This is a genomic window from Mycobacterium sp. NS-7484 (assembly GCF_001953975.1).
GTDB lineage: Bacteria > Actinomycetota > Actinomycetes > Mycobacteriales > Mycobacteriaceae > Mycobacterium.
In genome coordinates this window covers 1-18,329 of the sequence record NZ_MBEJ01000096.1, presented here as the reverse complement: position 1 = coordinate 18,329, position 18,329 = coordinate 1, and the positions used below count along the sequence as shown (strand labels likewise).

Here is an 18,329-nt window from a genome sequence, read left to right as displayed (position 1 = left end):
GTCTCGTTGGTCAACCTATGTAGCGCGATAGTAGCTTCTTCTCCCCTCGAGGCGTGTCCGCCCGCCGTCGGATCCTGACCAACCGCCACCCGATCAGCGCGAGCACGAGGCCCAGGACCACACCGACGTCACTGACGTGCGCTGACAGCGTGCTGAGCCAGACCTGCACGTCGTACTGCTCATCGACGGTCAGCACACCGCCGAGGCTCGCGGTGCCGTCCGTGAGCAGGAACACCGCGCCGAGAACGATGAAGACCGTCCCGGTGAGCAGTGAGGAGGTGTGCGTCTGCAACGGCCCCAGGCGGATCGGCCGTCCCCGCAACCAGGACCGTCGGGACAGATCGAAGCGCTCCCACAACCAGGCGAGGACGAACAACGGCGCGGCCATACCGAGGGCGTAGACCGCCATCAACATGGCCCCGTAGATCGGATCGGCTCCCATCGCCGACATCGTCAGGACAGCCCCCAGCAGCGGGCCGGCGCAGAAGCCGGCCAGCCCGTACACCGCGCCGAGCGCCAACACCGACACGGTGCCGGAGATGTTGATCCGGGCGGTGATCCGTTGCACGGCCGGTATCCGAAATCCCTTGCCCACCAGCGTCATCAACCCGAACCCGATCAAGACCAGCCCGCCGATCACGGTGACTTCACTTCGGTAACGCGTCACCACGGTGCCCAACGCCCCGACACCGGCACCCAACGGAACCAGCACCGCGCACAGTCCGACCCAGAAGGCGACCGTCCGAACGATCAGCAACTGCACCCGGTCGAAGGCGTAGGCGAAAAACGACGGCAACAGTAGAGCCGAACACGGGCTGAGCAAGGACGCCAGACCCCCGAGAAAGGCACCGAGGAGGCCGATGCCGCTCACCGGCCGGCCAACGCTGCGTCGATGGCACGGACGAATTCTTCGGTGGGCTGCGCGCCGAGCAGGGGTACGTCGTCGATCAGGAACGCCGGTGTGCTCGGTACGCCGATGCCGGTGCCCTGGGCCAGGTCCGCATTGATGACGGCGTCATAGCTGCTCCCCCGCATCCCGGCGGTGAACTTCTCGATGTCGGGCACCTCTGCCTGCTCGGCGAAACCGATCAGGGCTTGCTCGGTCAGGTTGGCTTTCGTGCGCTCCGGCGCGGCGGCATAGACCGCGCGGTTGAATTCCCAGAACCGGCCCTGATCAGCGGCGGCCCGTCCGGCGCGAGCGGCGAGCATCGACTGTTCACCGAAGATCGGAAAGTCCCGCCACTCGATGCGCAGCTTGCCTGCCTCGACGTATCGCCGGATGAGTTCAGGTTCGGTGTCGCGGCTGAACTTGGCGCAGAACGGACAGCGGTAGTCGGAGAACACCACCACTCCGACCGGTGCATCGGGGTCACCCAGGGCGAGCGGGTCCCCTGGCACGCGGCGCTCCATTCCGCGCCCGCCGGTCTGCTCACCGCCACCGGCGGTGGCACTTGCCGATGCCTCCGGTTGCGACGCCGGGGCGGCGGACGCCGCATCGTTGCCTGAACCCGTCGTCAAGTACAGGACCAGCGCGGCCGCAAGCAGCACCAGGCCCCCGATGAAGACGATGTCCCGGCGGAGACTTTCGCGTCGACCACTCATCGTCACCTCCGTGCTAGCCTCGTACGTATCTACGGCGTAGGTACGTAGCTCTGTTCTAGCACACCTGACGGCCGGATCACGAGCGCCAGATAAGCGCCAGATGAGGAGGACCGTGTTGACTGGCTGGCCGGAAAGATGCTCTGCGCCAAGGCACTTTGCGTCCGCGTCACGGTTACGTGCGGGGCTGACCGTGGGCCTCGTGCTTGTCGTCACCATCGCGGCCGCTTTCAGTTGGCTGCTGACCCGGGAGTCCGTGGCCCACGCCGCAGCAGCACCGTCGGCAGGTCCACCGGCCACGCCCGCGCCTACGTTCATCGGGTCGAGCCAGGGTCACACCGGGATACCCCATACGCAGCCGTCGACCTTCACCACACTCACCACCCGCGAGCAGACGCGCGTCACCTTCACGTCGACCTCAGGTGCCGCACTCGTCGACGGTGGCACGTACGGTGTGGGCACCGTCATCGTGGCCAACTTCGACGAACCGATCTCCGACCGTGCCGCAGCCGAACGGCGACTCTCGGTCAAAACCACTCCACCGGTTGATGGTTCGTGGTTCTGGATGGACAGTCAGCACGCCCACTGGCGCCCACAAAGCTATTACCGCCCGGGCACCCAGGTGGTCGCGAAGGCGGACAGCTCCGTCGCGTTCCGCATCGGCGACGCGCACGTGTCCATCGCCGACGACACCACCAAGACGATCAGCGTCTACCGCAACGGTGAGCTGGTGCGGACGATCCCCACGTCGATGGGCATGGGCGGCTCGGAAACTGTTGGTGGAACGAAGATTTCATTCTGGACGCAGCCCGGGGTCTACACCGTGATGGACAAGGCCAATCCCGTCATCATGGACTCCTCCAGCTATGGGCTGCCCGTGGATTCCCGGTTGGGATACAAGCTGTCGGTCAACTACGCCGTCCGCCTGACGAACAGCGGGATCTACGTCCACCAGCTCGACAGCACGGTCTGGGCACAAGGCAACACCAACACGAGCCACGGATGCCTCAACGTCAACGCCGACAACGCGCGCTGGTTCTACGAGTTCTCCCAACCCGGGGATGTGTTCGAAGTCCGCAACACCGGGGGCGAGCCCCTGCCGATCTGGCAGAACGGCGATTGGGGTGCGTCATGGGATCAGTGGCTCGCCGGAAGCGCACTGCGTTAGGCCTTCTCGCGCGGAGTGGGTATCCCTGCCCCATGACGAACACTGATGCCGTGGTGATCTTCGCCCCGCTGCCCGTGTTGACCGTGACCGTCGAGGACCGCTCCGGCGAAGCCGACATCCACGTCCACGCCGGTGGCCAGGGTGTCTGGCAGTCGCGGATGATGTCCTCGCTCGGCGTGCCGGTGGTGCTGTGCTCGGCCCTCGGTGGCGAGACGGGCGACGTCCTCGGCCACCTGCTGCCCATCCAGGACGTCACCGTGCGCACCGTGCGGGTCAGCTCCCGCAACGGGGCCTACGTGCACGATCGCCGCAACGGAAACCGGGAGGTGATCGCCGAGAGCGCAGGCAATCCGCTGGACCGCCATGAACTGGACTCGCTTTACGAGCTCACCTTGACCGAAGGCCTCACCCACGGCCGGGTGCTGTTGTCCGGGCCGCAGGATGACCGGGTATTGCCCGCCGACCTCTACCGGCGGCTGTCCACCGATCTCGGCTCCAACGGCTGCGACGTGGCGGCCGACCTGGCCGGCGAGCGGCTTGAGGCCGTGCTCGCCGGACGGCCACGCCTGGTCAAGGTCAGCCACGAAGAGCTCCTCGCCGATGGTCGGGCGAAATCCGACGATGCCGAGGACCTGGTAGCGGCCATGCACGCGCTGCGCGAAGAGGGCGCGGGCACCATCGTCGTGTCACGCTCGGGTGCCGCGCCGGCGCTGGCCCTGCTCGACGAGCAGGCACCCGGCGGCGACGGGACGCGCGGCGGTGACATCGTCGAGATCGGCATGCCGAAGTTGGAACCGGCCGACCCGGCCGGTGCCGGGGATTCCATGACGGCGGGCATCGTCGCCGCCCTGGCCAAGGGGCGCCCGCTGCGCCGTGCGTTGCAGATCGGCGCGGCGTGCGGCGCGCTCAACGTCGTCCGGCACGGACTGGGCACCGGTGGGGCACGGGCGGTGGAGACACTCGCCGAACGCGTCGAGCTACGACCGTGGCAGGCGGAGAAAGGCTCCCACGCATGAGACGTGCCCTGATCACCAACGACGACGGAATCGACTCCCCCGGCCTGCATGCGCTGGCCGCGGCCGCTCGGGATACTGGCCTGGACGTGATCGTGGCGGCACCCGCGGAGCAGTCCAGCGGTGCCAGTGCGGCGTTGAGTGCGGTCCGGAAACAGGGCCGCACGATCGTCGAGCGCCGGGAGCTGCCCGGGCTCGACGGCGTCGAGGCCTGGGCGGTGCATGCGCAGCCCGGACATATCGTGGTCGCCGCGCTCAACGGCTGGCTGGATCCGCGGCCGGACCTGGTGCTGTCCGGTATCAACCACGGCGCGAATGTCGGTCGGGCCGTGCTGCATTCGGGCACCGTCGGCGCTGCGCTGACCGCCATGATCAGCCATACCAGCGCGCTGGCGGTGTCCTTGGACGTGGCACTGCACCCCACCGGTGAACGGCACTGGAACACCGCCGCGGACCTCCTGGCACCGGTGCTGGAGCTCCTGCTCGACGCACCCGAGGCCACCGTCCTGTCCCTCAACGTCCCCGACCGGCCGGCCGCACAGGTGGGTCCGTTGCGCCATGCGCGGCTCGCACGCGGCGGGACGGTGCAGGCGCGTGTCGACGACGTCGGCGGCAGTGACCTGCGTTTGGGCGAAGTCGAGGTGACCGACGAGCCGGAGCCGGGCACCGACAGTGCCCTGCTGACCGCGGGACATCCAACCCTGACGTCACTGCGATCCGTGGAAGCCGACGACGGGAAACTGGTTCAGGATTGGCTGGATTCGCTGGATCGCTGACCGGGCGCCGCACCCACGCGGATGCCCTCCTCGGGGCCGTGCAGGAGTTGGCTTCGACCTCGCCGCCGGCATCGGGTGATCTGTGAATCGACTCACTGCCGCGAAAGCCCGACCAGCGTGTCTGTGGTTCCAGGAGCTGCGGTTGCGGGCTTGGAGCCGTGGCGATAGCGGTGACTGTCGGCGGCTCAGGAGACAATGCGTACGCTACCCGCGCGATCGGGTGGCCGCCGATTGCTGCGGCATCGGCCGTGACGGGAAAGGACCAGCAGTGAGTTACAACGCCGCCGACATCACCGAGCTCGACGATGTCCAGCACACACGGCTGCGGCCGGCGGTGAACCTCGGCCTCGACGTGCTCAACACGGCGCTGCGCGAGCTGGTCGACAACGCGATCGAAGAGGTCGCCGACCCCAGTCACGGCGGGTCCACCGTCACGATCACCCTGCACGACGACGGCTCGGTGAGCGTCGCCGACGACGGCCGTGGCCTGCCCGTCGACTCCGACCCAGTGACCGGAAAGAACGGCATCGTCAAGACGCTGGGCACCGCGCGCGCCGGCGGCAAGTTCTCGGCGCACGCCGACGCGACGAGCACCGGAGCCGGTCTGAACGGAATCGGCGCCGCCGCAGCGGTCTTCATCTCGGCGCGTACCGATGTGACGGTGCGCCGGGCCGGGAAGACCTACCTGCAGAGCTTCGGTCGGGGCTATCCCGGAGTGTTCGACGGTAAGGACTTCGACCCGGACGCACCTTTCACCCGCTCCGACACCCAGAAGCTTCGCGGCGCCGGCAACCGTAGGCCCGATGCGCACGGCACCACGGTGCGCATCCTGTTCGACCCGGCCGTCGTCCCCGATTCCAGCGTCGACATCGGCGAGGTGCTGCTGCGGGCGCACGCTGCCGCGCGGATGTCTCCCGGGGTGCACCTGGTGGTCGTGGACGAGGGTTGGCCCGGCGAAGAGATTGCGTCCGCGTTGTTGGAGCCGTTCAGCGGTCCGTGGGGCACCGACACCCTGCTGGACCTGATGTGTACCGACGCGGGCACACCGCTGCCCGAGGTACGCGCCGTGGTGGAAGGGCGTGGTGAGTACACCACCGGCCGCGGCCCCACCCCGTTCCGGTGGTCGTTGACCGCCGGACCCGCCGAGCCGACGACCGTGGCGGCGTTCTGTAACACGGTGCGTACCCCCGGCGGTGGATCGCACTTGACGGCCGCGCTGAAGGGACTGTCCGAGGCCTTGGCCGACCGCGCGTCGCGCATGCGCGACCTCGGCCTGGCCAAGGGCGAAGAAGGGCCGGAGGCACAGGATTTCGTGGCGGTCACCGCCCTGGCGGTGGACACCCGCGCACCCGACGTGGCGTGGGACTCACAGGCCAAGACCGCGGTGTCGTCGCGATCGCTGAACCTGGCGATGGCCCCGGACGTGGCGCGCAGCGTCACCATCTGGGCGGCCAACCCCGCCAACGGCGACACCGTGTCGCTGTGGACCAAGCTGGCATTGGAATCGGCCCGCGCCCGGCGCAGCGCCGAGGGCGCCAAAGCGCGATCGCGCGCGGCGTCCAAGGCCAAGGGCCTGGGGACGAACCTGTCGTTACCGCCGAAACTTCTCCCCAGCCGGGAGACCGGACGTGGATCGGGCGCCGAGCTGTTCCTGTGCGAGGGTGACTCGGCACTGGGCACCATCAAAGCCGCGCGCGATGCCACCTTCCAAGCCGCCTTCCCGCTGAAAGGCAAGCCGCCCAACGTCTATGGCTTCGCCCTGAGCAAGGCCCGGGGCAAAGACGAGTTCGACTCGATCGAACGCATCCTGGGCTGCGGCGTGCGCGACAGCTGCGACCCCGAGCAGTGCCGGTACGACCGGATCCTGTTCGCCTCCGACGCCGACCCCGACGGCGGCAACATCAACTCCAGCCTCATCTCGATGTTCCTGGACTTCTACCGGCCGCTGGTCGAGGCCGGGATGGTCTACGTGACGCTGCCGCCGCTGTTCGTCGTCAAGGCCGGTGACGAGCGCGTCTACTGCCAGGACGAGTCCGAACGCGACGCCGCGGTGGCCCAGATGCGCGCCACCTCCAAACGCAAGGTCGAGGTGCAGCGCAACAAGGGTCTGGGCGAGATGGACGCCGACGACTTCTGGAACACCGTGCTGGATCCGCAGCGGCGCACCGTGATTCGCGTTCATCTCGACGACGGCGAGAGCAAGCTGCACCACACGTTGTTCGGCGGGCCACCCGAGGGCCGGCGCACGTGGATGGCCGATGTGGCCGCCCGCGTCGACACCGCTTCCCTCGATCTGGACTAGGAGTACCCGATGACCGCCACCCTGGACGTCCCCGAGCAGAACGCCGACCTGGTCCTCGATCAGAGCGCAGACGACTACTGGAACCGCTACCAACTGACCTTCGCGCTCTACAGCGTCAGCGACCGCGCCATCCCCTCGGCCTTCGACGGGCTCAAGCCGGGACAGCGCCGCCTGCTCTACCAGATGCACGAGTCGCGGTTGCTGCCCGGCAACAAGCCGCAGAAGTCCTCGAAGGTCTGCTCCGCGGTGACCGGCAACCTACACCCGCACGGCGGCGCGTCGATGTACGGGGCCGCCGCCCTGATGGCCGCAGAGTTCCAGCGGGTGAAAGTCATTGACGGGCAAGGTGCTTTCCCGCGTATCCAAGGTGACATCCCGGCCGCGGACCGCTACACCGAGATGCGGCTGTCGGCACCCGGTGCGGCGCTGACCGCCGAGCTCGAGGACCACGCGGTGCAGATGGTGCCGACGTTCGACGGCGAGTGGGTCGAGCCGACGGTCCTGCCCGCCCGCTGGCCGGTGTTGCTGTGCAACGGCGCCGTCGGCATCGCCGAGGGGTGGGCCACCAAGGTGCCCGCACACAATCCCCGTGAGATCATGGCGGCCTGTCGGGCCCTGCTCAAAACGCCGAACATGACCGACGACCGGCTGGTGAAGCTCATCCCCGGCCCGGACTGGGGTTGCGGGGCCACCGTCGTCGGAACCGGAGGGCTGCGCGACTACATCACCACCGGCAAGGGCACGTTGACGGTGCGTGGCACGGTGTCCGTCGACGGGAAGAACTGCGTCATCACCGAGCTGCCGCCCGGTGTCGCGAGTAACACTGTGCAGGACCGGATCCGGGCCCTGGTCGAGTCCGGCGAGATGTCCGGTGTGGCGGACATGTCGGATCTCACCGACCGCCGCAACGGGCTGCGCATCGTCGTCACCGCCAAACGCGGCCACAGTGCCGAGCAGATCCGTGAGCAACTGCTGGCCCTGACCCCGCTGGAATCGACCTTCGCCGCCAGCCTCGTCGCACTCGACGAGAACCGGGTGCCGCGCTGGTGGTCGGTGCGCGAATTGATCTCCGCGTTCCTGCATCTGCGCGATGCGGTGGTCCTGCACCGCAGCGAGTACCGGCTGGAGAAGGTCACCGCCCGGCGCCACCTGGTGGCCGGCCTGATGAAAATCCACCTAGACATCGACGCCGCCGTCGCGGTCATCCGCGGCTCCGACACCGTCGACGATGCCCGGCGCGGCCTGCAGGAGCACTTCGCGATCGACGAAGAGCAGGCCAATTACGTTCTGGCGCTGCAACTTCGACGCCTGACCAAGCTCGACGTCATCGAGCTGCAGGCCGAGGCCGACAAGCTGGACGCCGAGTTCGCCGAGCTCACCGAGCTGGTGTCCAATCCAGATGCGCGCCGCAAGGTGATCGACGAGGAACTCGTCGAGACGGCAAAACTGTTCAAAGGCCCCGAGTTCGACCGTCGCACCGTGTTGGATGCCGAGGCCACACCCGTGACGTCGGGTACCGACGACGACGGGCCGCGGGAGCGGAAGGTCAACACCGCCTGGCGCCTCGACGACCGCGGCGTGTTCTCCGACAGCCACGGCGAACTGCTCACCTCAGGTCTGGGGTGGGCGGTGTGGACCGACGGGCGCGTGAAGTTCACCACCGGTGGCGGGCTGCCGTTCAAGATCCGCGACATCCCCGTGGCCCCGGACATCACCGGGCTGCTGGCCTCGGGCGTGCTCGCCGAGGGGTACCACCTGGCCCTGGTGACGCGACGCGGGAAGGTGTTGCGCATCGACCCGGCCGCAGTGAATCCGCAAGGCGTGGCCGGCAATGGCGTGGCCGGGGTGAAGCTGGTGGCCGGCGACCCGGAAGACGCCGTGATCGCCGCACTGCCGCTGACCTGTGGCAACGGGGAAGCTCTCCTTTCGATCTCCGAGAAGGGTTGGAAGGTCACCGAAGTCGCCGATATCCCGGTGAAGGGCCGCGGCGGTGCCGGCGTCGGTTTCCATCCGTTCGTCAACGGTGAGGATGCGTTGCTCTCGGCGACTGTGTCGACAACGGGCTTCGTGCGCGGCAAGAAGACGGTGCGGGCCGAGAACCGGGCGAAGGCCTCGGTGAAGGGATCGGGGGCGGACGTCACGCCGGCGCCGTAGCCTGACCACAACACTTCGAGGAGGCTCCATGGTCAGCGCGGAACCACACATCTACGTCACCGTGCCGTCGGTGCGGATCTGGGCCAAAAACAACCGTGGGGCGGCAGTCGGCCTGGCGTTCCTTGCCGTGGTGGTGCTGGTAGTGGTGGTTGCGGTCTTCTTGCTGTCCTGATCGGCCGGGTAACGGTTCGACATCCGACGCGGTTCGCCCCGCGAGGCACCATCGTTAACAGCCGCCACATTGTTAACATCGCGCCGTGCAGGTATCCCGACGTGACGCGCTGCGCTATGCCGCCACGGCGTCGGCGTTGGCAGGCCTCGGTGCGGCCGCCGCAGCCATCGGTGCGCCGCCGGCGTTGGCCGCCGCTCCCACCCTCATCGACTTCGCCATGCGCCAGATCCCGGCCGGCGACATCCGGGCGGCCGGGCACTCCGGGGTGATCAACTACGTCTCGACCTCGCGTCCCGGCTCGTCCTTCGGCGCCAAGCCGATCACCCTGCCCTACGCCCGCCAGTTGACGGCGGCCGGACTGGTGATCGTCAGCAACTTTCAGTACGGCAAACCCGGCGGGACAGCGCCATCGGACTTCACCCGCGGGTACGCCGGCGGTGTCGCCGACGCGCGCACCGCCTGGCAACTGCACACCGCGGCAGGAGGCGGCCAGAGCGCGCCGGTCTTCTTCAGCGTCGACGACGACATCGACCGCAACACCTGGAACTCCGTTGCACTGCCCTGGTTTCGCGGAATCAACTCGGTCATCGGTGTCCAACGCACCGGCATCTATGCGGGCGTCAACCCATGCCAGTGGGCCATCGAGGACGGCGTCATCGGCAGATCTGGTACGCCCGGCCGTGCGTGGATCTGGCAGACCCGGTCCTGGTCTGGTGGAAAGATCCACCCAGCCGCAGTGCTCTACCAGCGCGTCATCGACACCGCGTCCAATCCCGGACCGGTGGTCGGGGGCATCCGCGTCGACGTCAACGATGTCCTGGCCCAGGATTGCGGCCAGTGGAACATGCATCCCTGAGCGAGATCCTCAGCTCGCCGAAGGTGTCGGCGACAACGCGGCCAGTGCGGCAACCGATTTACGCACATCGGATTTCAACACGCCGGCGACCACCCGACCGACCGGACCGTTGAGCAGGCCGCCAGACAGCGTGGCGACCACATGGAACAACGATCCGGGTGACTTCTCCCGCACACGCAAGTCAAGGCAGATGTGCACACCACCGCGGCCCTTGCCGCGCAGTTCGATCCGGTTGGGCTCGTCGTATTCGGTGACTTCCCAATGGATCACATTGCGAAAGCCCTTCACCTTGATCAGGGACGAAACAGTAGTGCCCTTCTGAAGCTTTTCGGGAAGCCTGCTGCGCCATCCGCCGAAGATCGTCAGCCATTCGTCGAACCGCGACAGGTCCGACGCGAGGGCCCACGCATCTTTCGGTGAAGCTGGGGAGGATTCGGTTACGTCGATACTCGCCATGGCGGACCTATACCCGAATCTCTACAGCCCGAACAGTGGTGGGAGCGCGAGCACCATCACCAGCCCCCACACCAGGTGGGTCAGCACCGGCGCCAGCACGCCGCCGGTCACGCGGCGCTCCCACGCGCACACCGTTCCGAGGATGACGGCAGCGAACCCCAGCATCGGATTCCCGGACGCCGAGGTGGCGACGATGTAGAGCAGCGTCGAGATCAGCACCGGACGGTGGCCTGACAGCGCGGAGTAGAGCGCACCGCGGAAGAACAGTTCCTCGGCCACGCCGTTGACCAGGGTGATCGTCACGATCAACAGCAACGAGCCGTGGTGGGCGAAGGCGAGGACCCGGGTGATCAACGCTGCGACGACGTCGATCTCGCGCGCCACCAGAGCGCCGACGACAAACGCCGCACCGAGGAGCACACCGGTCGCGATCCCGAGTAACGCCGGCCGCCGATACGGCGGGCCCCAAGACTCGGTGCCCAGGTGCAGCGGGCCCGACAGAAAGGCACCGCCCGCCCACGCCGCGGCCAGGCCGAAGGTTAACCAATAGAAGGTCGGGTCACCGGGGCGGCGAGTCAGCGACACACCGAGTAGAACGGCTCCGAGAATCAGGACAGCCACCACGAAGCGCCGACGTCGGCGGATCACCGACGGCGGTTCCGGCGGGGCTGTCGCGCTGGTGCGCATGAGGTCGAGCAGGTTCGTCATGACGCATGCATCCCGGGTTTGAGAGCGCCGAGAACGCCCAGGCCGGTCCGGACCGCACCGACCACCGGTTTGGGGATGGCCGCCAGCACACCCAATACCCGTCGGGTCTGGCGCGGCGTGACGGCGCCTGCCAGGCGCCGCAACCACAACGCGTCACCACCGGCCCACCTGGGGTCGGTCGTGGCCAGGCGGTGCGGATCCCCCAGAACATCGACCGGCGTCGGCGCGGAATACGCGACGGATCGGGCGAGGGCGTCGTCGACAGCCACCAGGCCTCCGGGCGGGTCGGCCACCGTCGCACTCAGTCTCCGGCCCGAGGTCGTCATCGGATATTCCAGGGAGGCAACAAGATCAGCGGACAATCCACCCGGCAGCGGCAGCACGGCTGCGGTCAGTCGACCGACCAGTCCGATCGGCACACCTGGCAGCGGAAGCGACACCCGGGGGCGGCGACAAATCCGAGCGTAACGCTGTAACAACTCGCCGTAGGTGGTGCGCTCCGGTCCGGCGACGTCGTAGGAGCCGGCCGGAACCTGCTCGGCGTCCGCGGCGGCCACCAGGTAGTACAGGAGGTCACGAATGGAAATCGGGTCGATCGGATTACCGGCCCAGCCCGGCATGGGGAGCGCGACGAAGCGGTCCGCGACATAACGCATCATTTCGAACGAGGTGGACCCGGCACCGATGATCATCGCTGCACCCAGCCAGACGAGCTCGGGACCATCGGGCACCTGCAGTGCCGCGGCCACCTCTGCGCGGCCTTTCAAGTGCTCCGACAAATTTCGCGCGTCGGGGACGAAACCGCCGAGGTAGACGATGCGCGACACTCCCGCCGCCGCGGCAGCCCGGGCGACGTTTCCCGCCGCCTGATTGTCGGCTTCGCGAAAATCGGGTTCGCCGATGCCGTGCAGCAGGTAGTAGAGGACATCGATACCGTCCTTCCGCGATGCGGCCGTCAGCGCGCGGCCCACCGAGTCTGCATCGCCGGCGTCCATGACGACGCACCGGACGTCATCCACCCAGCCGAACCGCGCGACTTTGTCGGCGTCGCGCGCAGCCACGGTGACCTGGTGACCCTCCGCCAGCAATGCCGAGACCAGGCGGGAGCCGACATACCCGGTGGCGCCGGTGACCAGAATGCGCATAGCCGGTTCGATACCCGGCGAGCTCCGAACCCACACCAGGAGTTCCCTGGGTGCGACATCGTGTGGCCGGATCGACCGCGGCTAGGCTGGGACGACCGCCGGGCGCAGAGTCCATCGCAGCTCCCCTGGCCCCGGATGATGTGGAGGATGTATGCGCAGGCGGCTGTCGAAGGCGGCGGTGACCGGCATGGCGATCGTCAGTGTGGCGATGCTCGTCGGTTGTGAGGCACAGGTCTCGGCCACGCCGATCCAGGACATCGCCCAGGATCCGGTAGTTCAAGAGCCGACCGGCCCGGCGGCGGCGCCCTTCGACGGTCTCGACGCCCGCACCCGCCAAGCCACCGCCGACGCAGCCAAATCCGGCGCCGACATCACGGTGTCCGTGCTGGACCGCAACACCGGCGCGGTGGTCTCCAGCGCCGCCAACCAACCGTTCCCGATCGCCTCGGTGGTGAAGCTGTTCATCGCCGACGATCTGCTGCTGCGGGAATCGACCGGCGAGACGAAACTGACTGCGGCCGATCGCAAGTCGCTCGACATCATGCTGCGCTCCTCCGACGACGGTGCGGCCCAGACGTTCTGGGACCGCAGCGGAGGCAACGCCGTCATCTCACGCATCGTGGCGCGGTACGGGTTGACGGGCACCACCGCGCCCTACAACGGGCACTGGGACGTCACGCAAAGCACCGCAAGCGACCTGGTTCGCTACTACGACATGCTGTTGGACGGCAGCGGCGGGCTGCCTCCCGAGCAGGCCAACGTGATCATGAGCAACCTCGCCCAATCCACCCCGACGGGCACCGACGGATACCCGCAACGCTTCGGCATCCCCGAGGGGCTGTACGCGGAGCCCGTCGCCGTCAAGCAAGGTTGGTTCTGCTGCTGGAACGGTGGCAATCAACTTCACGTGTCCACCGGCGCGATCGGGCCGGACCGCCGCTACGTCATGGCGATGAGCTCCCTGGAACCCGGTGATGCCGCATCTGCCCGCAACACCATGACCCAGGCCGTCAAGACCATGTTCCCCGGCGGGCACGTCTAACGGGTCAACGACGTGGCGTCGTGGTGATGTGCACGTGGTCGTAATGGCCGTAACCGGTGGCCTGCGGTCCGGACGGCGTGTAGTAGGTGCCGCGCCAGATCACATCCTGCAACCCGAACCGGGCGGCATTGCTCAAGGCGAAGGCGAGAATCTCATCGCCGAGCGCGATGCCCTCGGGGCTGCCCGAATTGGGGATCATGATGTCGATCGCCAGGCCGCTGGGATGCCATGGCTTGGAGTCTGGCCGCACCCCGCCGATCTCGGCGATCTGGGGGAACGTGGCGCTGACCGCCCGCGCCGCCAAGATCGAATTGGGCTGCAGCCCAACCTCGGAGGCAACGCCCACGGGTAACGCCTCCGGGATGTCGACCCGGGCAGCGGCCAGTGACGCATCTTTTCCCGGTGGTGCGCTTGGTGGGGCGTTGTCGATGATCGCCTGCTGTTGGGGTGTCAGCGCACCGTACTGCGCCTCCGCGGCGGAGATCTGTCGCAGCAGCTCCGTCCACTTGCGCTGCAGGTCGGCGCGCACCGCGGCGGCCTGCTCGGCCTTGGTCCGGGCGTCGGCGGCCGACTTCTCCGACGCCGCCGCGGCCGCGGCGGCGCGCTCCCGGGCTACGCGTGCCCCCTCCAGTTGGTCGGCGATCCGGCCGGCGACCGCCCGATCCAACGACAGTCGATCGATCAGCTGTCGTGGGGACGTCGCGGTCATCACCGCCGCCAACTGACCCCGGCCACCGCTCATGTACGTCATCGCCGCCACCTTGTCGGCCGCGGCCTGGTAGGGGGCGAGCTGGACGTTGGCCACCGCGAGGGCTTCTTCATCGGCACGGTGGCGGTCCGCGGCGGCGGCGTGCTCGGCCTGGCTGGCGTCGACGTCGCGTTGGGCTGCGGTGACGGCCTCACGAGTTTCGACCGCCTGGCGTGACAGCTCGTCGAGCTTGGAGAGCGCGTCGGCCGCCGGGTCGGCATGGACGTTGGTTACCGAGGCGGCCAGAACCAGGGCTGCGACTGCCGAGCCGTGCGCCGTTCGCCGAAGTAAACGGCGCACTCCGGTCATACGGATTCTCACGGTCCTTCACTGCAAGGACCGATCTTGGTCCGGCTGTCGATGTTCTCGGACAGGCTACGAACTGGGTTGGACGATGTCCACCTGTCCGCGGTGGGCGCGCGGTTTGAATGAGGTAGCTGCCTACGCTACGGCTCCATAGCGTCCGTCAATAGCATCTCCTTCAGCTGCCGACAGAGGAGCGGACATGGCCAGAAGCGAAGGCGACAGCTGGGACATCGCCGGAAAGGTCGGCAGCACCGCGCTGGCCACAGCCATGGTCCGGGCCGCCGAAACACTGCGCGACGACCGACTGTTCACCGACCCGTTTGCACAGCATTTCATCGATTCCGCCGTCGCCAAGGGCTGGCAGAACCCCTACGGCACCCAGGCCTGGCACTCTGCGGACTACGACGATCCCGCAGTCGCACAATTTCGGCAGGCCTCGACCAACGGGGCCGCTTGCCGGACCCGATTCATCGATGACTTTCTCCGGGACGGTTCGGCAAACCAGGTCGTCCTGCTGGCCGCCGGACTGGATGCCCGAGCCTGGCGGCTGCCTTGGCGCACCGGCGTCGTCGTCTACGAACTCGACCAACCGGGCGTGCTCGAGTTCAAGTCCGACGCCATGCGGGGCGAGCGGCCGTCAGCCCGACGATGCCCGGTGCCTATCGACCTGCGGCAGGACTGGCCAGCCGCACTGACTGCAGCCGGCTTCGATCCCGACGAACCCACCGACTGGGTGGCCGAAGGACTCCTGCCGTATCTGCCACCTAACGGTCAGGACCAACTGTTCGAGCGAGTTCACCGGCTCAGCGCGCCCGGTAGCCGACTGGTCGTCGACATTTATCCGCCCGACTTCTACAACCAGGAGAATCTGCGCGCAATGTTTGCGCGGATGAACGAGACGACCCGCGCAGAGGTCTACTCCAGTGACGAACTGTTCTTCACCGAGGGCCACCGTGCCGACATTGCCGAGTGGCTGACCGAACGTGGATGGACTACCTCCGGCAAGGTCACCGCCGAGGTGATGGCCGAGTTGGGCCGCCGACCACCTGAGAACCTTCCCGTCGGCACGCTGAGTTACCAATACCTGTCGGCCCACCGCGGGTGACGCCGCACGGCATACGCCTGGTCGTCCGTTGCGTCGACGAAACCTGGCTACCGCGCCATATTCGTAAACCGCGAGAAGTGGAGCTGGTGTGCCACAGTGATATTCGCGGTCGGGCCGTTACGGTGCTTGCCCAGGATGATGTCGGCTTCACCGCCGCGGGGGTCTTCACGGTCGATGGCGTCAGGCCGGTGCAGGAGCATCACCATATCGGCATCCTGCTCCAGCGAATTATGTAGGCTGACTAAGTTCGCGACGAAGTTATGTGTGCCGCTAACGGTTCCGTCGTAGACGTCGTGCTCCCCGATGCTCGTGATCTCGGCGATCTCGTCCCAGAACACATCGTTGGTAGCGAGGTCGTGCAGCGTCTCATCGTTGAGCAGGTGCGCGGCTTTGCGTAACCGGTCCCGACTCGGTGAGTGCTTCCACAATGCCGAACCGCAGAACTGCGTCCCCATCGCTGCCGCGAACTGACGGTGCGAGATACCCTCACGCGTCATCGCCGACTTCACCTGCTGCCACACCGCTTTGGGCACGGTGTCGAGATTGGTGTTGCAGCTGATGGCGGTCAGGTGGCTCAGCACATCACGCGCCAGCACACCGCGACCACCGTGCACACCAACGTCGGTCAGGAACCGTCGCTGGTTCTCCGCGCCGTAGATCAGCACGTGCCAGCAGTCCCGGTATCCCGTCTTCTTAGCGCGCTTGATCCGCGCAGCCACTCCGACCCGCAGAAGCAACTGCATCACATCGTCGGCCAACTGCCGGCTGGTGGTGGCGTAGTAGATCCGGCCCTGTCCAACCTTGGCATCCCAGCGAACCGAGCCGTCTGTCGCCCACAGGTGCCGAAGGAACAACGCCACCTGATCGTTGGGCAGCGCGAAAACCGGCTTGGGCACGAACTTCTCATAGCTACGCAGACCAAAGAGCCCCAGCTCGTCCAGCCAGGCCGCAATCGGGTTGCGCTTACCGTGGGTCAGCCGGTACGGCGCCGGCATACGCAGCGTCGTCACCCGAGCCGCCGCGTACTCGTCCCTTACCGCGGTGATCCCGAAATGGGTCGCAGCCGCTGCGACAGCAGTCAGGTTGTCCTCATCAACCGAGGCATACCGGATCGGCTGACGCTTCACACACGAACCGTCGCCGATCATGTGCGCCAGCATCACGATCTCGGACTCGTCCATCCGCTCGGTCTGCACCGGTTCGGGCACTGTCCGCGGCGCCGCGACGCGGGCACCAACTGTCAGATCCCCCAACGAAACCCAGCCGTCCAACGTCATGAAGGGATGGTTTGCCGTGGCTTCGACCTCGCGGCCCGACGCAAGCCGGACCTTGAACACCTCTTTGTGGCCGCTGTAGAACACGTTGGTCATCGGTCGGGCCACCATGCGCTTGCGCTCATCGAGCGACCACACCAGCGGCCGCTCACCCGTTGCCATCAACTCGCCGAAGGTCACCTCAGCGCCGGTGTCGGCGCGCAGGATTCGGGTATTCGCGGTCAGGCAGCCCGACTCACGGAGGTCGGAGACCTGGGGTCGTTTGTCGGTGCGCTGCTCGGGACCACGGTTCAGCTGGCTGATCGCCACCACGGGAACGTTGAGCTCCTTGGCCATCAGCTTGAGGCTTCGGGAGAAGTCCGAAACTTCTTGCTGACGTGACTCGTACTTCTTGCCCGAGCTCATCAGCTGCATGTAGTCGACAACCACCAGCCGCAGGTCGGCCTTCTGGGCCAGCCGTCGGCCTTTGGCGCGGATCTCCATCATGGTGAGGTTCGGCGAGTCGTCGATGTAGAGCGGCGCCTCGCTGATCTCACTCATCCGGCGAGCCAGCTTGGTCCAGTCGTCGTCGCTCATGCGGCCCGAACGCATATCGCCCAGTTTGATTTTCGCCTCGGCCGAGAGCAGCCGCATGACGATCTCGGACTTGCTCATTTCCAGCGAGAAGATGACGCTGGCCATCCGGTGCTTGATCGAGCAGGACCGCATGAAGTCCAAGCCCAGGGTGGAGTTGTGTGTCGGCACCATCGCCGGGCCGGCCAGGTACAGATGCGCGGCGTTGTCCACCTCGACGCACCGCACCGGCACACTGGGGAGCCGTCGCACCGCGGCGACCTGACAGACCGGCGCCAGCACCGCGGCGCCTCCGCCAGAACTCGGGGCAGCGATGGCATGCACGCCCGGGCGCAGCTGCGTGGTGGTCCGGATTCCGTCGCCCGTCGGCCACTGGTGCTGGGCGTCGGCGACGATCGTTGTGCCGTCCGAGAATTCGACCTCATAGCACGGGCGGCCGAGCATGACGTCGGTGGCCGCGACAACGCGCGTGGGCTCACCGTCGGCACCGATGAGGTGATCACCCACGGCGACGTCACCCATCGTGGTCCAGCCGCTGGGAGTCGGCAGCGGAGTCTCGAGCGCCAGTGCCTTCCCGACACCCGGCCGCGCCGCGATGATGATCATCTGCCCGGCATGCAGGCCGTTGGTGATCTCGTCGAGTTCGGTGAACCCGGTCGGCACACCGCGCGCGATGCCGCCCTGCGACGCGATCGCGTCGATCTCATCCATCGTGGGCTGCAGCAGATCTTCGAGGGGGACGAAGTCCTCGGAGGCGCGCCGCTCGGTGACGTCGTAGATCTCGGCCTGGGCCCGATCCACCACATCGCTGACGTCGGCGCCGTCGGCCCCGGCGTAGCCGTACTGCACCACCCGGGTGCCCACGGCTGCCAATGCCGGGTTCTACGCCGCCATCGTCGCCGACAAGTCGCTGTTGCGCCGGTTGGTGGAGG

The 18,329-nt window shown here is 67.3% G+C and carries 16 protein-coding genes and 1 pseudogene; 10 read left to right on the top strand and 7 right to left on the bottom strand.

The genetic code is table 11. From position 1 onward, the window contains the following. Positions 1-10: 10 nt before the first annotated feature. The gene (locus A5733_RS17630; protein WP_076241044.1) at positions 11-871 is read right to left on the bottom strand and encodes a cytochrome c biogenesis CcdA family protein; all 861 of its coding nucleotides are present in this window, start codon (positions 869-871) and stop codon (positions 11-13) included. Then, on the bottom strand, positions 868-1,602 hold the full coding sequence (locus A5733_RS17625; protein ID WP_076241043.1) for a thioredoxin domain-containing protein: 735 nt from the start codon (positions 1,600-1,602) through the stop codon (positions 868-870). Before A5733_RS17625 ends, A5733_RS17630 begins: the two co-directional genes overlap by 4 nt. Before the next feature lie 253 nt (positions 1,603-1,855). Between A5733_RS17625 and A5733_RS17620 the strand changes: the two genes are divergently transcribed. From A5733_RS17620 to A5733_RS17595, 7 genes are all read left to right on the top strand, one after another. Next, positions 1,856-2,767, top strand: a complete 912-nt coding sequence (locus tag A5733_RS17620) for a L,D-transpeptidase (RefSeq protein ID WP_369830952.1) — start codon at positions 1,856-1,858, stop codon at positions 2,765-2,767. A 32-nt stretch (positions 2,768-2,799) separates the two neighbouring features. Continuing rightward, entirely contained in the window at positions 2,800-3,783 is a 984-nt protein-coding gene (locus A5733_RS17615) for a 1-phosphofructokinase family hexose kinase (protein WP_076241042.1), read from the top strand. After that, positions 3,780-4,556, top strand: a complete 777-nt coding sequence (gene surE, locus A5733_RS17610; protein ID WP_076241041.1) for a 5'/3'-nucleotidase SurE — start codon at positions 3,780-3,782, stop codon at positions 4,554-4,556. The genes A5733_RS17615 and surE overlap by 4 nt, the downstream gene beginning before the upstream one ends. 268 nt (positions 4,557-4,824) lie before the next feature. Further along, entirely contained in the window at positions 4,825-6,858 is a 2,034-nt protein-coding gene (locus tag A5733_RS17605; protein ID WP_076241040.1) for a toprim domain-containing protein, read from the top strand. Between the two features lie 9 nt (positions 6,859-6,867). Beyond that, positions 6,868-9,012 (top strand): DNA gyrase subunit A, encoded by a 2,145-nt coding sequence (locus tag A5733_RS17600; protein WP_076241039.1) that lies wholly within the window; start codon positions 6,868-6,870, stop codon positions 9,010-9,012. Positions 9,013-9,040: 28 nt separating this feature from the next. Further along, positions 9,041-9,184 (top strand): hypothetical protein, encoded by a 144-nt coding sequence (locus A5733_RS27555; RefSeq protein ID WP_157561327.1) that lies wholly within the window; start codon positions 9,041-9,043, stop codon positions 9,182-9,184. Between the two features lie 85 nt (positions 9,185-9,269). Further along, positions 9,270-10,040: a DUF1906 domain-containing protein gene (locus tag A5733_RS17595; protein WP_067771864.1), complete on the top strand. Its 771-nt coding sequence runs from the start codon at positions 9,270-9,272 to the stop codon at positions 10,038-10,040. A gap of 9 nt (positions 10,041-10,049) precedes the next feature. On the opposite strand, the gene A5733_RS17590 is transcribed toward A5733_RS17595, so the two are convergent. From A5733_RS17590 to A5733_RS17580, 3 genes are read right to left on the bottom strand one after another with little or no spacing between them, the layout of a single operon-like run. Then, on the bottom strand, positions 10,050-10,496 hold the full coding sequence (locus A5733_RS17590; protein WP_067771861.1) for an SRPBCC family protein: 447 nt from the start codon (positions 10,494-10,496) through the stop codon (positions 10,050-10,052). A 21-nt stretch (positions 10,497-10,517) separates the two neighbouring features. Then, positions 10,518-11,204, bottom strand: coding sequence for a CPBP family intramembrane glutamic endopeptidase (locus A5733_RS17585; RefSeq protein ID WP_067771858.1), 687 nt, complete (start codon positions 11,202-11,204; stop codon positions 10,518-10,520). After that, positions 11,201-12,349: an NAD(P)H-binding protein gene (locus tag A5733_RS17580; protein WP_067771855.1), complete on the bottom strand. Its 1,149-nt coding sequence runs from the start codon at positions 12,347-12,349 to the stop codon at positions 11,201-11,203. The genes A5733_RS17585 and A5733_RS17580 overlap by 4 nt, the downstream gene beginning before the upstream one ends. 151 nt (positions 12,350-12,500) lie before the next feature. Between A5733_RS17580 and A5733_RS17575 the strand changes: the two genes are divergently transcribed. Next, complete coding sequence (locus A5733_RS17575) at positions 12,501-13,391, top strand: serine hydrolase (protein ID WP_076241038.1); 891 nt, start codon at positions 12,501-12,503, stop codon at positions 13,389-13,391. 4 nt (positions 13,392-13,395) lie between these two features. Here A5733_RS17575 and A5733_RS17570 read toward each other — a convergent pair whose 3' ends face one another. After that, positions 13,396-14,448 (bottom strand): glycoside hydrolase, encoded by a 1,053-nt coding sequence (locus A5733_RS17570; protein ID WP_076241037.1) that lies wholly within the window; start codon positions 14,446-14,448, stop codon positions 13,396-13,398. Positions 14,449-14,644: 196 nt separating this feature from the next. On the opposite strand from A5733_RS17570, the gene A5733_RS17565 reads away from it, so the two are divergent. Further along, positions 14,645-15,550, top strand: coding sequence for an SAM-dependent methyltransferase (locus A5733_RS17565; protein WP_076241036.1), 906 nt, complete (start codon positions 14,645-14,647; stop codon positions 15,548-15,550). Between the two features lie 47 nt (positions 15,551-15,597). On the opposite strand, the gene A5733_RS17560 is transcribed toward A5733_RS17565, so the two are convergent. Beyond that, positions 15,598-18,270 (bottom strand): replicative DNA helicase, encoded by a 2,673-nt coding sequence (locus A5733_RS17560; RefSeq protein WP_369830951.1) that lies wholly within the window; start codon positions 18,268-18,270, stop codon positions 15,598-15,600. Between A5733_RS17560 and A5733_RS28240 the strand changes: the two are divergent. Further along, positions 18,251-18,329 (top strand): annotated as a pseudogene (locus tag A5733_RS28240) (hypothetical protein); the annotation flags it as partial. The gene A5733_RS17560 and the pseudogene A5733_RS28240 sit on opposite strands and share 20 nt — an antisense overlap.

What these genes read in the sequence shown, in the direction of transcription:
- A5733_RS17625 (WP_076241043.1), bottom strand. Translation starts at nt 1,602, where the DNA reads ATGAGTGGTCGACGCGAAAGTCTCCGCCGGGACATCGTCTTCATCGGG.
- A5733_RS17615 (WP_076241042.1), top strand. Translation starts at nt 2,800, where the DNA reads ATGACGAACACTGATGCCGTGGTGATCTTCGCCCCGCTGCCCGTGTTG.
- surE (WP_076241041.1), top strand. Translation starts at nt 3,780, where the DNA reads ATGAGACGTGCCCTGATCACCAACGACGACGGAATCGACTCCCCCGGC.
- A5733_RS17600 (WP_076241039.1), top strand. Translation starts at nt 6,868, where the DNA reads ATGACCGCCACCCTGGACGTCCCCGAGCAGAACGCCGACCTGGTCCTC.
- A5733_RS27555 (WP_157561327.1), top strand. Translation starts at nt 9,041, where the DNA reads ATGGTCAGCGCGGAACCACACATCTACGTCACCGTGCCGTCGGTGCGG.
- A5733_RS17590 (WP_067771861.1), bottom strand. Translation starts at nt 10,496, where the DNA reads ATGGCGAGTATCGACGTAACCGAATCCTCCCCAGCTTCACCGAAAGAT.
- A5733_RS17585 (WP_067771858.1), bottom strand. Translation starts at nt 11,204, where the DNA reads ATGACGAACCTGCTCGACCTCATGCGCACCAGCGCGACAGCCCCGCCG.
- A5733_RS17580 (WP_067771855.1), bottom strand. Translation starts at nt 12,349, where the DNA reads ATGCGCATTCTGGTCACCGGCGCCACCGGGTATGTCGGCTCCCGCCTG.
- A5733_RS17575 (WP_076241038.1), top strand. Translation starts at nt 12,501, where the DNA reads ATGCGCAGGCGGCTGTCGAAGGCGGCGGTGACCGGCATGGCGATCGTC.
- A5733_RS17570 (WP_076241037.1), bottom strand. Translation starts at nt 14,448, where the DNA reads ATGACCGGAGTGCGCCGTTTACTTCGGCGAACGGCGCACGGCTCGGCA.
- A5733_RS17565 (WP_076241036.1), top strand. Translation starts at nt 14,645, where the DNA reads ATGGCCAGAAGCGAAGGCGACAGCTGGGACATCGCCGGAAAGGTCGGC.